Source organism: Vibrio rhodolitus (genome assembly GCF_003350325.1).
Lineage (GTDB): Bacteria > Pseudomonadota > Gammaproteobacteria > Enterobacterales > Vibrionaceae > Vibrio > Vibrio rhodolitus.
In genome coordinates, this window is sequence record NZ_QLYZ01000007.1 from 1 (window position 1) to 13833 (window position 13833).

Annotated in this window: 16 protein-coding genes and 4 tRNA genes; 4 read left to right on the forward strand and 16 right to left on the reverse strand. The window is 46.0% G+C overall.

The window, feature by feature from the left end; translation table 11 throughout:
- The 8 genes from DPF93_RS08740 to mutY form a co-directional block, all read right to left on the reverse strand.
- A partial coding sequence (locus DPF93_RS08740; protein ID WP_164675343.1) for a helix-turn-helix domain-containing protein occupies positions 1-201 on the reverse strand: 201 nt, incomplete at its 3' end.
- Positions 202-287: 86 nt separating this feature from the next.
- Positions 288-363: transfer RNA gene (locus tag DPF93_RS08745), tRNA-Asn, on the reverse strand.
- Between the two features lie 45 nt (positions 364-408).
- Positions 409-484: transfer RNA gene (locus DPF93_RS08750), tRNA-Phe, on the reverse strand.
- Between the two features lie 7 nt (positions 485-491).
- Positions 492-567 (reverse strand) — tRNA-Thr (locus DPF93_RS08755).
- Positions 568-622: 55 nt separating this feature from the next.
- Positions 623-698: transfer RNA gene (locus DPF93_RS08760), tRNA-Phe, on the reverse strand.
- Positions 699-800: 102 nt separating this feature from the next.
- Positions 801-1937 carry a membrane-bound lytic murein transglycosylase MltC gene (gene mltC / locus DPF93_RS08765; protein WP_114765828.1) on the reverse strand — a complete coding sequence of 379 codons (1137 nt, stop codon included), beginning with the start codon at positions 1935-1937 and terminating at the stop codon, positions 801-803.
- Between the two features lie 83 nt (positions 1938-2020).
- Complete coding sequence (locus DPF93_RS08770; RefSeq protein ID WP_075650903.1) at positions 2021-2293, reverse strand: oxidative damage protection protein; 273 nt, start codon at positions 2291-2293, stop codon at positions 2021-2023.
- 17 nt (positions 2294-2310) lie between these two features.
- The gene (gene mutY, locus DPF93_RS08775) at positions 2311-3363 is read right to left on the reverse strand and encodes an A/G-specific adenine glycosylase (protein WP_114765829.1); all 1053 of its coding nucleotides are present in this window, start codon (positions 3361-3363) and stop codon (positions 2311-2313) included.
- Positions 3364-3537: 174 nt separating this feature from the next.
- Between mutY and trmB the strand changes: the two genes are divergently transcribed.
- Positions 3538-4257, forward strand: a complete 720-nt coding sequence (gene trmB, locus DPF93_RS08780) for a tRNA (guanosine(46)-N7)-methyltransferase TrmB (RefSeq protein ID WP_114765830.1) — start codon at positions 3538-3540, stop codon at positions 4255-4257.
- Between the two features lie 238 nt (positions 4258-4495).
- The gene (gene glsB, locus DPF93_RS08785) at positions 4496-5416 is read left to right on the forward strand and encodes a glutaminase B (RefSeq protein ID WP_075650897.1); all 921 of its coding nucleotides are present in this window, start codon (positions 4496-4498) and stop codon (positions 5414-5416) included.
- Between the two features lie 139 nt (positions 5417-5555).
- Here the strand turns inward: glsB and hemW are convergent, their stop codons facing one another.
- The 7 genes from hemW to DPF93_RS08820 are packed head-to-tail and all read right to left on the reverse strand — an operon-like array spanning position 5556 to position 10242.
- A complete protein-coding gene (hemW, locus tag DPF93_RS08790) occupies positions 5556-6731 on the reverse strand; it encodes a radical SAM family heme chaperone HemW (RefSeq protein WP_114765831.1) in 1176 nt (391 codons plus the stop codon).
- Between the two features lie 3 nt (positions 6732-6734).
- The gene (locus DPF93_RS08795; protein ID WP_114765832.1) at positions 6735-7331 is read right to left on the reverse strand and encodes an XTP/dITP diphosphatase; all 597 of its coding nucleotides are present in this window, start codon (positions 7329-7331) and stop codon (positions 6735-6737) included.
- A 12-nt stretch (positions 7332-7343) separates the two neighbouring features.
- Complete coding sequence (locus tag DPF93_RS08800; RefSeq protein WP_114765833.1) at positions 7344-7775, reverse strand: DUF4426 domain-containing protein; 432 nt, start codon at positions 7773-7775, stop codon at positions 7344-7346.
- 33 nt (positions 7776-7808) lie between these two features.
- On the reverse strand, positions 7809-8099 hold the full coding sequence (yggU, locus tag DPF93_RS08805) for a DUF167 family protein YggU (protein ID WP_114765834.1): 291 nt from the start codon (positions 8097-8099) through the stop codon (positions 7809-7811).
- Positions 8099-8653 (reverse strand): YggT family protein, encoded by a 555-nt coding sequence (locus DPF93_RS08810; RefSeq protein WP_114765835.1) that lies wholly within the window; start codon positions 8651-8653, stop codon positions 8099-8101. Before DPF93_RS08810 ends, yggU begins: the two co-directional genes overlap by 1 nt.
- A 35-nt stretch (positions 8654-8688) precedes the next feature.
- Positions 8689-9507, reverse strand: coding sequence for a pyrroline-5-carboxylate reductase (proC, locus tag DPF93_RS08815; protein WP_114765836.1), 819 nt, complete (start codon positions 9505-9507; stop codon positions 8689-8691).
- A 24-nt stretch (positions 9508-9531) separates the two neighbouring features.
- Positions 9532-10242, reverse strand: a complete 711-nt coding sequence (locus tag DPF93_RS08820) for a YggS family pyridoxal phosphate-dependent enzyme (protein ID WP_114765837.1) — start codon at positions 10240-10242, stop codon at positions 9532-9534.
- A 24-nt stretch (positions 10243-10266) separates the two neighbouring features.
- Between DPF93_RS08820 and DPF93_RS08825 the strand changes: the two genes are divergently transcribed.
- Together DPF93_RS08825 and DPF93_RS08830 are read left to right on the forward strand one after the other, a co-directional pair.
- Complete coding sequence (locus DPF93_RS08825; protein ID WP_114765838.1) at positions 10267-11298, forward strand: type IV pilus twitching motility protein PilT; 1032 nt, start codon at positions 10267-10269, stop codon at positions 11296-11298.
- An 8-nt stretch (positions 11299-11306) separates the two neighbouring features.
- Positions 11307-12413 carry a PilT/PilU family type 4a pilus ATPase gene (locus DPF93_RS08830; RefSeq protein ID WP_114765839.1) on the forward strand — a complete coding sequence of 369 codons (1107 nt, stop codon included), beginning with the start codon at positions 11307-11309 and terminating at the stop codon, positions 12411-12413.
- A gap of 55 nt (positions 12414-12468) precedes the next feature.
- Here DPF93_RS08830 and lysC read toward each other — a convergent pair whose 3' ends face one another.
- Positions 12469-13821 (reverse strand): lysine-sensitive aspartokinase 3, encoded by a 1353-nt coding sequence (gene lysC, locus DPF93_RS08835; protein WP_114765840.1) that lies wholly within the window; start codon positions 13819-13821, stop codon positions 12469-12471.
- Positions 13822-13833: the final 12 nt, after the last annotated feature.

Genomic DNA, 13833 nt, shown 5'->3' on the forward strand with positions numbered 1-13833 from the left:
CCTTGGGTTTTGCGTCCAATCCATTTTTCCGTGCTTTCTCAGCCAAGTTAAAACAGTTGAGCGACCTTGGATACCATAAATGGCTTGTGCTTGCTTGTAGGTCATTTCTCCTTTTTCTACGGCATCAACGACCTGCAATTTAAAGCCTAGTGTGTAATCACGCTGAGTGCGCTTAATGTAGAGTTTATTTGAAGTGGTCATAATTCGTCCTCAATGTGTAAACACATTTCAGGACGGGACACAGCAGATAAGAAAAAAGCCACGTCTTTCGACATGGCTTCTTAATGTGGCTCCTCCTGCTGGGCTCGAACCAGCGACCTGCGGATTAACAGTCCGTCGCTCTACCAACTGAGCTAAGGAGGAACTATTCTGTTTGTGTCTTACCAATTAAGTAAGCGCACCAAATAATGGTGCCTCGAGGCGGAATCGAACCACCGACACGAGGATTTTCAATCCTCTGCTCTACCGACTGAGCTATCGAGGCAAAAGAATGGTGCCGACTACCGGAATCGAACTGGTGACCTACTGATTACAAGTCAGTTGCTCTACCTACTGAGCTAAGTCGGCACACTATATTCTTTTACTAACTGTTCGTACTTAAGCACCAACAATTAAGAAATTGTGGTGCCCGGAGGCGGAATCGAACCACCGACACGAGGATTTTCAATCCTCTGCTCTACCGACTGAGCTATCCGGGCGACGGAGCGTATTAAACGTATTTTCAGTCGCTACGTCAACGTGTTTTTCAGTTTTTTTTCAAAATAATGGTTGTTTGCTTGGTTTTTGTTCAAAAGTCTCTATTAAGTTTTGCCAGAGTTAAAATCCTTTTTGAATTTTGTGACTTTTTCTAAGTATCTACGTGCTTCTGCCTTGGGGTGCTTGTTGGTTAAAGCCCAATAAACTTGATTTGGCTGCAGTGAATTGATGTCGCGCATGGCTCTTTTTCGGTCACTACGATTAAACGTGTTCAAAACGCCACCAGTTCCACCGTTATATGCCGAGATCATGGTGTATTCCAAAGTGAGTGGATGGCTAACATCTTTTAGGTAACGGTTTTTCAAGATGTAAAAGTAAGCGGTACCAGTATCGATATTGTTTTCTGGATTAAACAGATACTCAGGGCTTGGCTCGCCAGAGCGGTTTTTGACTAGCTTGAACACGTCACGCCCGGCTGTTTTTGGCACCACTTGCATTAAACCGTAAGCGTTCGCCCAACTAACTGCGTATGGGTTAAAGCTACTTTCAGTTTTGATAATCGCATAAATCAAATCTTCAGGGATGTCATATTTACGTGAGGCGCGGCGCACGATATCGGCATATTGATAACTACGGATCTCAACTTGATCCTCAACCAGAGGGATCTCGACGTAGTAGGCTTTTTTAAAATCGACATCTTTGACTTTGAGCTTATTAGCAATCAAATAGTCGGCGAAGCGGTTAGCGCGCCATGACCATTGAATCGGCTTGTTGTCCTGATCGACCACTTGTTGATAGAGAAATGGACGTCCTTCCAATTTAATGCTCTTGGAAGAGAACAGGTCAACACTCATAGGATCATCTGGCGTCAACAGAGTGGTAATAATGGCGTTTTTTAGATGCAGTTTAGGATCGGTTGGTGAGACCGTTTCAACGATAATGGTGCCTTTGGCAAAGTCGACTTCTGAGCGGCTAAGGTAGTTATCGATGTACTTTACGTAGTTACTCTTGCCCGCAACTTTAATTTCGCGACTACCCCAACGTTTTTCGATATTGCCAGAAAAGCTACTGATCAAGGCATCAAGCGCCGCAGTATCTTTAGTAAATTGACCTGGAAGCTGGGCAAGGTTTTTGGCAAAGCGGTTAGTCGGCTCGTAGTTAACATCATAAATGCTTTCAACAAATTCACGGCTACAACCAACCAGCAGCATGGCAGTAAAAAAATAGGCGAGTTTTTTCATTACTATCCTAGAAGTACAGATCCTAAACATAAAAAAATGACACCCCAGTAAACTGCGATGCCATTTCTCATTGTCGGTATTAATTATTCACTCGGTGGCGTGTAGCCTTCAATGTGAACATCTTTACCTTCAAACAAGAAGTTAACCATTTCAGTTTCCAGTAGCTTACGGTGCTCTGGATCCATCATGTTGAGTTTCTTCTCGTTGATTAACATAGTTTGCTTGTGTTGCCACTCAGCCCATGCTTGCTTTGAGATATTGTCGAAGATTTTTTTACCTAGTTCGCCTGGGTAAAGTTGAAAATCAAGACCTTCAGCGTCTTGCTTCAGACGAGCACAAAATACAGTGCGGCTCATAACAGATTCCTTTTTAACTATTGAAGTTCAAATGGCAAACTCTCCAGCAATTGCTTCACTGGCGCGGCTAAGCCAACTTCTTCTGGTTGAGATAAGTTATACCAAAGACCTTTGCTTCCTTCCATTATCACGTCAGGCTGTTTTGATAAATCCAGCAAAATCGGCGTGATGTCGAGATGATAATGGCTAAAGGTGTGGCGAAACGCGATCAGTTGCTCGCGACGTTTTATGTCCATTGTTGTGATTTGTAGGCGATCTAATTGTGTTTGGATATCCGCTGTTTCGTTTTGTGGGAAGCAGAATAAGCCTCCCCAGATCCCCGTTTGTGGTCGTTGCTCTAGCCAAATCTCTCCTTGGTAATGCAGCATAACAAACCAAGTCTCTTTAACTGGCTTGTCTTTTTTCGGTTTTTTACCCGGGTAATCAAGCGGGTTACCTTGTTTGGTGGCAAGACAAAGTTGCTCTACCGGGCAAAGGGTGCATTTAGGTTTGCTGCGAGTACAAACCATCGCGCCCATATCCATCATAGCTTGGTTATATTTATCGGTATCTCGTGCTGGCGTATGTTGTTCGGCGTATTGCCAAAGCTGGTTTTCAACTTTCTTCTGACCAGGCCAACCTTCAACCGCAAAGCAGCGCGCCAGAGTGCGCTTTACGTTGCCATCTAAGATGGCATGAGGCTGCTTATACACCGATGATAAAATCGCAGCAGCGGTCGAGCGACCAATCCCCGGTAGCGCATTAAGCTGCTCTATATCGGTAGGAAATTCACCTTGATACTCTGCTGCCACAATCTTGGCTGCTTTATGTAAGTTACGCGCGCGGGCGTAATAGCCAAGTCCCGTCCAAAGGTGGAGAACTTCGTCTTGTTCGGCATTTGCCAGATCGACCACGCTAGGAAAGCGTTCTAGGAAGCGTTGGTAATAGGGAATCACGGTCGCAACTTGGGTTTGTTGCAGCATAATTTCTGATAGCCAAACACTGTAGGCGGTTTTGTTTTGTTGCCAAGGGAGATTTTTTCTTCCGTAGGCGTCATACCAAGTAACTATGGCTTTGGCAAAAGGCGTCACGACTTGCTCGATTATAATTAGTAAGATTAATGGTCTAAAATTGCATCACAGATTGTGGGGTAAATACAACCGATAAACTCTAAGGTTTTTTACGTGAAATGCTTGCACCAATGGCAATTCTTTGGATAATCACAATCCCTTTAAGTCGAGACCAATTTTTAAACAGGCGAAATCATGAGTGAAGTGACCACTAACGAATACAATGAAGACGGCAAGTTGATCCGCAAAATACGTAGTTTTGTGCGTCGTGAAGGTCGTCTGACCAAAGGTCAAGAAAATGCGATGAAAGAGTGCTGGCCAACAATGGGTATTGACTACCAAGCTGAGCTTCTTGATTGGAAAGAAGTGTTTGGTAACGATAACCCTGTGGTACTAGAGATCGGTTTCGGCATGGGTGCGTCACTGGTAGAGATGGCAAAAAATGCGCCTGAGAAAAACTTCATCGGTATTGAAGTGCATAGTCCAGGTGTTGGCGCATGTCTTTCTGATGCGCGTGAAGCAGGCGTAACTAACCTACGTGTAATGTGTCACGATGCAGTTGAAGTATTTGAGCACATGATTCCAGACGGCAGCTTAAGCACTCTACAATTGTTCTTCCCAGACCCATGGCACAAAAAACGTCACCACAAGCGTCGTATCGTGCAGCTTGAGTTTGCTGAAATGGTACGTCAAAAGCTTAAATTGGAAGAAGGTATCTTCCACATGGCGACTGACTGGGAAAACTATGCAGAGCACATGATTGAAATCATGAACCAAGCACCTGGTTTTGCCAATATTGCGACAGATGGCGACTACATCCCTCGTCCGGATGAGCGTCCACTGACTAAGTTTGAAGCGCGTGGTCACCGTCTAGGTCACGGCGTTTGGGACATCAAATACAAACGTACTGCGTAATTTCGCGATTCGCTTTACGATACCAAACCTCGTTTGGTATAAAAGAATTAGTCAAAAGCCAACATTGCGATGTTGGCTTTTTTGACTCTATATCGATCTCACTTAATGCTTTGGGTTAATTGATTAGGCTTTTTGCCTAACAACAGCAAAGTCATTAAGTAGATAGGGATATGGCTAGAATATCTAGTAAACAGACTCGTTTTGGCGAGTTTCAACGACAACCACAAGCAGGTCATAGATGAAACCGACACGTGAGATTTTAGCGGACATTTTGGAAGAAGTTCGTCCTCTAATTGGGCAAGGAAAAGTCGCAGATTACATTCCAGCATTGGCGAAAGTACCAAATACTAAGTTGGGGATCGCGGTATTCACTAACCAAGGTGAAGTGATCAAAGCGGGAGATGCAGACGAGGGGTTCTCGATCCAATCGATCTCTAAAGCTCTGAGCTTAACGCTTGCTATGTCTCTGTATAAGCCAAACGAAATCTGGCAACGCGTCGGCAAAGAACCATCGGGTCAGGCATTTAACTCTATGATTCAGTTGGAGATGGAGCAGGGTATTCCCCGTAATCCGTTTATTAACGCTGGTGCAATCGTGGTGGCTGATTTGCTGCATAGTCGTCTTTCTGCCCCTCGTCACCGTTTACTTGAGTTCGTTCGCCAACTGTCAGGTGAAGATCATATTGTTTATGACAAAGTGGTCGCTGCCTCTGAGATGATGCACAGCGATCGAAATGCTGCAATCGCTTATCTGATGCGCTCATTTGGTAACTTTGAGAATGATGTTATTCCAGTATTGGCGAACTATTTCCATGCTTGCGCTTTGAAAATGAACTGTGTCGATTTGGCGAAAACCTTTAGCTATTTAGCTAACAAAGGCGTCTCGGTGCAAACAGGCAAGCAGATCATCACGCCAATGCAGACTAAGCAGCTTAATGCGCTATTGGCTACCTGTGGTCTTTATGATGGTGCTGGTGAGTTTGCCTACCGCGTAGGTATGCCAGGTAAATCAGGCGTAGGTGGTGGCATCATTGCCATCGTACCCGGTGAAATGAGTATCGCGGTCTGGTCTCCAGAGCTAGATGCGTCAGGTAACTCACTCGCAGGTACCAAAGCCCTAGAATTGCTTTCAGAGCGTATTGGGCGTTCGATTTTCTGAGGATTTGAACGCGCAGCATAAAAGCTGCGCTTACGGATTTCGGAACGCTTCGCTATGGAGTAGGGTTCTCTCAAAACTCTATTTATAGAGCGTTCCGTCTTCGAACATCCCGCATCCAAGCGCAGCTTTGCTGCGCGTCTTACTCTTCATCCGCCATAAATGCTTCGAGTAGATCGTTCAAAAAAAGCTTACCTTTTTCGGTGATCTGCCAGTGAGTGTCAGTTTGTGACAAATATTGCTGCTCAAGCGCCCAATCGATGGTGTCTTGAATCGCACTCAGTTCAAGCCCGGTAGTATCGATAAAGTCTTGTTTTGGGCAGGCTTCAATTAAGCGGAAACGGTTCATAAAGAACTCAAATGGGCGATCTTCTGCTGCGACTTCAAACTCATCACTTAAATATGGTTTAACCATATTCTGGTATGCGGCAAGGTAGCCTCGTGGATGCTTAGTCTTGGTTGTGCGTACAATGCGGCCATCACTAAAACTCAATTTACCGTGAGAGCCGCAGCCAATGCCAAGGTAATCGCCAAAGCGCCAGTAGTTGAGGTTATGCTGGCACTGATAGCCGGGTTTGCTATAGCCAGAAATCTCATACTGCACATAACCTGCTTCGGTAAGCTTTTGATGTCCACGCTCAAAGATATCCCACAAGTCATCATCATCCGGTAATGTCGGCGGCTTGTAGTAGAACATGGTATTTGGCTCGATAGTCAGCTGATACCAAGAGAGGTGCGGAGGATTAAGCTCAATCGCTTGGCCGAGATCCGCCAAAGCTTGTTCAATACTTTGATCCGGTAAGCCATGCATTAAATCTAGGTTGAAGCTGTTTAGCCCAATCTGATGAGCTAGTTTTGCCGCATTGATGGCTTCTTGTTGACCATGGATACGACCGAGCTTTTCGAGCTTCTCAGCCGCAAAGCTCTGTACGCCGATGGAAATACGAGTGACCCCAGCGGCTTGATAGCCGACAAAGCGATCGGTCTCCACTGTGCCTGGGTTGGCTTCCATGGTAATTTCAATCCCAGACTTGAATGGAATACGCTGTTCAATACCGTCCAATAGACGTTTGATGCCCTCTGCTGAAATTAAGCTTGGCGTACCACCACCAATAAAGATCGAGTGCAATGGGCGCGGGGCGAGGTTGAGTTGGTATTTCTCAATATCGCGATCTAAGTCTTCAAGCAGCGCACTAATGTACTGTTCTTCAGGGATCTCTGCTTTGAGCGCATGAGAGTTAAAATCACAATAAGGGCACTTCTGTACACACCATGGGATGTGAACATATAGACTGAGTGCTGGTGGTACTAATTGCATCAGTTAACGCTGCTCCGCTAAAGTGGCGAAGAGAGCTTTCAGTGCTTTACCGCGATGAGAAAGTTGTTTTTTACGCGTAGGTTCTAGTTGGGCAGATGAGCAGTTATCTTCAGGTACATAGAAAATAGGGTCATAGCCAAAGCCATTCTCACCTTGAGCTTCGGTTAGAATGCGACCTTCCCACTTACCGTGACACACGATTGGGGTTGGATCGTCAGCATGACGCATCAAAACCAATACACAGTGGAAACGGGCAGTGCGCTGCTCTTCTGGTACGCCTTGCATGGCATTCAGCAGTTTATTGAGGTTCTCCTCATCACTTGCGTCAGCGCCCGCGTAACGCGCAGAATAAATCCCGGGCGCACCTTTAAGGTAATCCACTTCAAGACCAGAGTCATCGGCGATAGCTGGCAAGCCCGTTTCTTTAGCTGCGTGGCGTGCTTTGATAATTGCGTTTTCAATAAAAGTTGTGCCAGTTTCATCAGCTTCTGTCACATTGAATTCGCTCTGCGCCAGCACTTCAAAGCCAAAGTCTGCGAGCAAATCTGCCATTTCACGCACTTTGCCTTGGTTACCGGTCGCTAATACAATCTTGCTCATGCTTGGTCCCGTTTATTCTTCAACATAAAATTTTTGCGTGAACTTTAAAGCGCCTTTGCCTTTATTGCCAGCATCGATATCGATATTAAAGCTAATATTTTCTTCTTCACTGATATTAAATTCAGCCAAGTAGTAGATAGCATCGCCTTCTTTGATTTCTCTAAAGCTCAGTTGGCGGGTTTGCCCAAGTAAGTTTTTGGCTGTGCCAGACACCTTGCCTGCAATTGCAGGTTTTCCTACTTGCGACATGTCGAGCAAGCTAATATTTAAAATTGCAGAGTAGCCGCTACGTTTGAGTTTATAACTACGCGCCACTTGTGGGGTGAGAAAGGTGGAGTTGAACGCTGAGTAATGGGCTTCAACGTCTTTGATGGTTTTAAATTGTCCAGCATAACTTGGTAGAGCTAAACAGCTTACAAGGAGTGTAATTAGCCACTTTTTCATATCGTTACATCCATTTAGATAAACAAAAAGCCATCATAGGATGGCTTCGATTTCAGTGGGAATTTGATTGGGGGAGATAATGCGCACCTGTTTATGGCGCCCGAGCTCTCCTTTCTCGATATTTACCAATCCTTTTGCCACTTTAAATTGCTTTGCCAAATACTTAGTTAAGTGTGCATTGGCTTTGCCATCAACAGGCGGTGCAGTAATCGCAATCTTGATTTCTTCACCATGCAAGCCAACGATTTTGTCGCGGCTTGCTTTCGGTTGGATATAAAGGCGAAGCACCACGTCTCCACCTTCACGCCATACCGCTACTGACATTATAGTTGGAACCAGATTGGACCGATCAAATCACCCATCAGGAAATTAGCGAACTGCAAACCAATAAATAGCACCAGCACGCTGAGATCGAAACCACCCATCGCTGGAATAATGCGACGAATCGGCGCCAGCATTGGTTCAGTCAGTTGATGGAAGACATACTCAATTGGGCTGCGACCTTGACTTACCCAACTCAAGATAGCGCGGATAAGTAGTACCCAGAATAACAAGCCGCCCGCTGCTTTAGCGAACGACAGTAGACCAAGCCACAAGAAATCAACGCTAAATATCAATGTACCAGAGGCGATTGCCATTAGGCTGAAGAACTTTAATACGCACAGTACATAGGCAAACAATACGGTTGCCAAATCGATATTGCCAACCGAAGGGATCACTCTGCGAAGTGGACCAATTACAGGCTGAGTTGCTTTAACAATAAACTGTGAAAACGGGTTGTAGAAATCTGCTCGCGCGGCTTGTAGCCAGATGCGCAGCAACACCACCATGATGTAGAGATCAAACAAGGTGGAGATTAGAAAACTCATTGAATTCATAGGTGACCCTTGTGTTTAAACTGCCGTAAATCGGCTTAAAATAGTTTTTCCATTTCTTCTGCGCGAATAACCGCAGCCTGCATCGCTTTAGCTACGATATCAGTTAGTTGGTGTTCATTGAAGGTGCGAATCGCTTCAGCGGTGGTGCCTCCTTTTGAGGTCACTTGCTCACGTAAAGTTGAAAGTTCAGTTTCAGGGTTAGCGATAACCATTTCCGCAGCACCTAAAGCCGATTGTTGCACCAATAAACGCGCAGTATCCGCGTCAAATCCTTGTTTGATCGCTTCCGCTTGCATCGCTTCCATAAAGAGGAAGAAATACGCTGGAGCACTACCAGCAGCGGCAATAACATTGTTAATACCTGATTCTGCCTCAACCCAGCATACCTTACCTACGGCGCTCATCAAATCTGCCGCAAATTGTTTGTCTGCTTGGCTAACATTGTGCGGAGCGTAAAGTCCACTCATGCCTTGGCTAACGAGCGCTGGAGTGTTTGGCATCACTCGTACAAGGTTGAGTGTTGCAGCAAACATTTGGTTGAGACGCTTGGCACTGATACCCGCGGCAATCGAGATAACCAACTTGTTTTGGTAATCAATCGCCTGCATACCTTCTGCAACTACAGACATTAGCTGAGGTTTCACCGCGAGCACGATGACATCTGCATTGTTTGTTGCCGTTGCGTTATCTGCGTCAGTATTAATGCCATATTGGCTGGCAAGAAAATCACGTTGATCTTGGTTGGGATCGGTTGCGGTGATCAGATTTGCCGGGTAGCCGCTTGCAAGCAGTCCAGCAATAATTGAACGCGCCATATTTCCCGCGCCGATAAAGGTGATTTTCTTATGATCCATGATGGCTTCCTAGTTGTTATGTTATTACTTGCTGTAGTCACGTGCGCCGAAAATAGCGGTTCCGATGCGAACCATAGTACTTCCAGCTTCAATGGCGGCTTCCATATCGCCACTCATACCCATAGAGAGGGTATCCAAGTTCAGCTCAGGGAAACGTTCACTCAGGCGCTGTTTTAAATCCGCCAGTTGGTTGAACGCATTAAGCTGTGATGCGTAGTCTGGCACATTCGCCGGAATCGACATCAATCCTCTTAAAGTGAGGTTTGGCAGTGAGGAAATCAACTGCGCCAGTTCAAAAACCTGTTGTTCTTCAATACCTGACTTCGAGCTTTCACCACTGGTATTAACCTGAATTAGTACTTGTAATGGTGGCATCTCTATCGGGCGTTGATCACTCAGGCGTTGAGCAATCTTAGCGCGATCAATGGTATGAACCCAAGCAAAGTTCTCTGCTACCGGACGAGTTTTATTCGATTGAATTGGACCAATAAAGTGCCATTCAATCGCTAGCTCAGGATGATGCTCGGAAAAATATGCTATTTTGTCTACGCCTTCTTGCACGTAATTTTCACCAAAGGCGCGTTGACCGGCTTGCGCAGCTTCAAGAACTGCTTGGTTCGGCTTAGTCTTACTTACTGCAAGAAGCTGTACTGACTCTTGAGCACGACCACATTTTTGCTGTGCACTTAAGATCTCTGAGGTGATCTGTTCAATATTTTGTTGAATACTACTCATATCTAACTTTACTAAGGAATTTAAATGGATATCGCTGAGTTACTGGACTTTAGTGTAAAACATAATGCGTCAGATCTACATCTTTCCGCAGGTGTTTCTCCAATGGTGCGCATCGACGGTGAGGTCAGAAAGCTGAGCGTACCGGCTTTTAGCCATGCCGATGTGCACCGTTTAGTCTTTGAGATTATGAACGATGCTCAGCGTAGTGAATTTGAGGAGCGTCTCGAAGTCGACTTTTCATTTGAATTACCTGATGTTGGTCGTTTCCGTGTTAACGCATTTAATCAAGCGCGCGGTTGTGCGGCAGTGTTTCGTACCATCCCGACCACTATTCCAACCCTAGAGGATCTGGATGCGCCGGAAATCTTCGAAAAGATTGCCAATTTGGAAAAAGGTTTAGTGTTGGTGACCGGTCCTACCGGCTCGGGTAAATCAACCACATTGGCGGCAATGGTGGATTACATTAATCGTAATCACAACAAGCATATTTTGACCATCGAAGACCCAATTGAATTTGTGCATCAGAATCAAAAATGTTTGGTAAACCAACGTGAAGTTCATCGTGATACCCATAGCTTTAAAGCTGCGCTGCGCAGTGCTCTGCGTGAAGACCCAGATGTGATTTTGGTGGGTGAGTTGCGCGATCAAGAGACGATTAGCTTGGCACTGACTGCGGCTGAAACGGGTCACTTGGTGTTTGGCACTCTGCATACCAGCTCGGCAGCCAAAACCATCGACCGTATTATCGATGTGTTCCCGGGTAGCGATAAGGGCATGGTGCGCTCAATGCTTTCGGAATCACTGCGTGCGGTAATCGCCCAGAAGCTGCTTAAGCGCATTGGCGGCGGGCGTGTTGCTTGCCATGAAATTCTCATGGCGACACCGGCAATTCGTAACTTGATCCGTGAAGACAAAGTGGCACAGATGTACTCAGTGATCCAAACTGGTGCGGCACAAGGCATGCAGACGATCGAGCAAAATGCCAAGCAACTGATTGCCCGTGGTTTGGTTGAGCCGCAAGAAGTCGAGCAAAAAATTGGAACTCTAGATTACTAAGGATGAGTATGACGATGGATTCTTATCTTCATGGAATGAAGCAGCACAGTGCTTCAGATTTGTACATTACCGTGGGTGCTCCGGTGTTATATCGCATCAATGGGGAGTTGCAGCCGCAAAGTGATGTGTTAAATGAGCGGCAAGTCTTTGAGTTGTTGAATTCTTTGATGGATGAATCTCGCCATGAAGAGTTTCGCTCTAGTCGTGAAGCCAATTTTGCCGTTGTGCGTGAATATGGACGCTTTCGTGTATCAGCGTTTTTTCAGCGCGAACAACCCGGTGCGGTTATTAGGCGAATTGAAACGGAGATCCCAACCTTTGCTGAGCTAAATTTACCGGAAGTTTTAAAAGACTTGGCAATCGCGAAACGCGGCTTAGTTTTGGTTGTCGGGGCGACAGGTTCGGGCAAATCGACCACGATGGCGGCTATGACGGGCTATCGAAATAGTCATCGCTCTGGGCATATCCTCACGGTCGAAGACCCGATTGAGTTTGTCCATCAACATCAAAAATGCATCGTCACTCAGCGAGAAGTCGGGCTAGATACTGAAAGTTATGAAGTAGCGCTGAAAAACTCATTGCGCCAAGCACCCGATATGATCTTAATTGGCGAAATTCGTAGCCGTGAAACGATGGAATATGCCATGGCGTTTGCAGAAACTGGGCACCTTTGTATGGCAACTTTGCATGCCAATAATGCCAACCAAGCGCTTGAACGAATTTTGCATCTGGTGCCGAAAGAGAAGAAAGAGCAATTTTTGTTTGATTTGTCGATGAACCTAAAAGGCGTGGTCGCGCAGCAGTTATTGCGGGATAAAGATGAGCAGGGGCGACACGGGGCGTTTGAGATTTTGCTCAATACTCCGCGTATGGCAGATCTTATTCGTCGCGGTGACCTGCATGAGCTCAAAGCGACCATGGCAAAATCGCAACAATCGGGGATGCAGACCTTTGATCAAGCCTTGTATCAACTGGTGGTGGATGGAAAAGTTGCGGAAGAGGAAGCGTTGCACAGTGCCGATTCTGCTAATGATTTACGTATTATGCTCAAAACTCAACGGGGTGAAGGTTTTTCCTCCGGCTCATTAGCGGATGTAAAAATTGATATGGATTAGTGTCCTAGTAAATGTAAAAAACCGAGCATCACGCTCGGTTTTTTTATCTTGGCGATCAGCCTTCAAACAGTTCTTTATGCAGCTTCTGGATCGCTTGGCGTGATACTGACTCGTGCACTAAGAAGCACAAGTTATGTGGGCTGGCACCAAAACAAATCATACGCAGGTTCATGTCTTCCAATGTACCAAATACTTGCTTAGCGTAACCACGGCTCTCGCTCATGTTGTTGCCAATCAGTGCCACTAAGCAAAGGTTTTGCTCGATTTCTACCGTACAGAGCTGTTCCAGCTCGGCATGAGCGGCTGCCGGCAGTTGCGGTGCACCGCCTGATGTGTCGGTTTGATCTAAAGTTAGCGAGACACTGATCTCTGAGGTGGTGATCAAATCTACCGAAACTTTGTGCTTAGCAAGGATTTCAAATACTTTGGCGAGGAAGCCATAAGCATGGAACATCTTATCACTGCGCAGTGTGACCATGGTTTGATTGCAGCGCAGTGCAAGCGCACGAAATAGTGGTGAGCTTTGCACTTGATGACGGATCCAAGTACCGCCTTTTTCTGGCTCTTTTGACGAGCCAACAAATACCGGAATATAATGGCGCAGGGCAGGAACGAGAGTCGATGGGTGAAGGATCTTAGCGCCAAAGTTAGCCATTTCTGACGCTTCACTAAAACTGATTTCGGCAATCGGTGATGCTTTGGCGGCAATGCGTGGGTCAGTCGTATAAATGCCCGGCACGTCAGTCCAGATCTCTAAGCCTTCAGCTTTGACCGCTTCAGCGATCAATGCCGCGCTGTAGTCACTGCCTCCACGACCTAAAGTAGTGGTATTGCCTTGTTCGTCTGAACCGATAAAGCCTTGTGTTACGACGACATAATCTTGGCAAAGTGGTAGCAGTTTTTCTGCCGCTAGCTGTCCCGTTTGCGCCACATCTGGTTCAGCTTTACCGAAGTTATCGTCGGTGCGCAGCACTTGGCGGATATCAAAACGGGTCGTGTTAATGCCGCGCTCACGCATCAATTGCGCCAGAATATGGGTAGACATCAACTCACCACACGCAACTAAGTGATCGGTTAACTTGTGGCTAGATTGAATTGAGGCCGCCTCAGCTAAACTAGTGACGGTATCAAGGATTTTATACACTTCATTGGCGGTTTCCGTTGCATCCTCTAGCTCACCTAGAATCGCTTCATGGATATCAGCGAGTTTTTGCAAGATCTCTATGCGAGCTTGTTCATCGCTTACTCCATTAGCGAGTTCAACCAATAAGTTGGTTACTCCTGAACAAGCACTACTAACCACGAGTTTGGTGTTTGGATTGTTTTCAATGATAGCCGCACAGCGGCTCATGGCTTCAAAATTTGCGACACTAGTACCGCCAAATTTGGCGACATTAAAAGAACTCACAGCGATTCTCCC

What these genes read in the sequence shown, in the direction of transcription:
- DPF93_RS08820 (WP_114765837.1), bottom strand. Translation starts at nt 10,242, where the DNA reads ATGAGTAGTATTCAACAAAATATTGAACAGATCACCTCAGAGATCTTA.
- mltC (WP_114765828.1), bottom strand. Translation starts at nt 1,937, where the DNA reads ATGAAAAAACTCGCCTATTTTTTTACTGCCATGCTGCTGGTTGGTTGT.
- DPF93_RS08800 (WP_114765833.1), bottom strand. Translation starts at nt 7,775, where the DNA reads ATGAAAAAGTGGCTAATTACACTCCTTGTAAGCTGTTTAGCTCTACCA.
- DPF93_RS08830 (WP_114765839.1), top strand. Translation starts at nt 11,307, where the DNA reads ATGACGATGGATTCTTATCTTCATGGAATGAAGCAGCACAGTGCTTCA.
- DPF93_RS08795 (WP_114765832.1), bottom strand. Translation starts at nt 7,331, where the DNA reads ATGAGCAAGATTGTATTAGCGACCGGTAACCAAGGCAAAGTGCGTGAA.
- DPF93_RS08810 (WP_114765835.1), bottom strand. Translation starts at nt 8,653, where the DNA reads ATGAATTCAATGAGTTTTCTAATCTCCACCTTGTTTGATCTCTACATC.
- yggU (WP_114765834.1), bottom strand. Translation starts at nt 8,099, where the DNA reads ATGTCAGTAGCGGTATGGCGTGAAGGTGGAGACGTGGTGCTTCGCCTT.
- DPF93_RS08825 (WP_114765838.1), top strand. Translation starts at nt 10,267, where the DNA reads ATGGATATCGCTGAGTTACTGGACTTTAGTGTAAAACATAATGCGTCA.
- proC (WP_114765836.1), bottom strand. Translation starts at nt 9,507, where the DNA reads ATGGATCATAAGAAAATCACCTTTATCGGCGCGGGAAATATGGCGCGT.
- glsB (WP_075650897.1), top strand. Translation starts at nt 4,496, where the DNA reads ATGAAACCGACACGTGAGATTTTAGCGGACATTTTGGAAGAAGTTCGT.
- DPF93_RS08770 (WP_075650903.1), bottom strand. Translation starts at nt 2,293, where the DNA reads ATGAGCCGCACTGTATTTTGTGCTCGTCTGAAGCAAGACGCTGAAGGT.
- hemW (WP_114765831.1), bottom strand. Translation starts at nt 6,731, where the DNA reads ATGCAATTAGTACCACCAGCACTCAGTCTATATGTTCACATCCCATGG.
- trmB (WP_114765830.1), top strand. Translation starts at nt 3,538, where the DNA reads ATGAGTGAAGTGACCACTAACGAATACAATGAAGACGGCAAGTTGATC.